The sequence below is a fragment of the Arthrobacter sp. SIMBA_036 genome (assembly GCF_046535135.1).
Classification (GTDB): Bacteria; Actinomycetota; Actinomycetes; order Actinomycetales; family Micrococcaceae; genus Arthrobacter.
On the sequence record NZ_JAWRXG010000206.1, the window covers coordinates 1 to 268 of the forward strand.

The 268-nt window shown below is 73.1% G+C and carries 1 protein-coding gene; it reads right to left on the bottom strand.

What is annotated here, in order from left to right:
- A partial coding sequence (locus SB659_RS19635) for a hypothetical protein (RefSeq protein ID WP_410551621.1) occupies positions 1–268 on the bottom strand: 268 nt, incomplete at both ends.

Consider the following 268-nt stretch of genomic DNA (forward strand, 5'->3'; position numbering starts at 1 on the left):
GACCGCAGGTTCAGCAGTATGAAGGCGAGCTGGAACGGACGCCAACGCGGTGCCGGCTGCGCCGCCGGATCGCCGTTGGGGCCCGCGTTGCGCCGCCGAGCGGCGCGGGCGATGGCCAGATTCATGATGCGGAACGCCAGACGCGCCCGGTCGTCCGCGCGCAGCAAGGCCAAACCGTCCGCGATGCGGTCCCGGGCCGCAGCCATGGCGGCAACGAGCTGCTCGGCCGTTTCTTGGCGGCGCGGGGCGGCTTGGCTCGCCGCTTTCG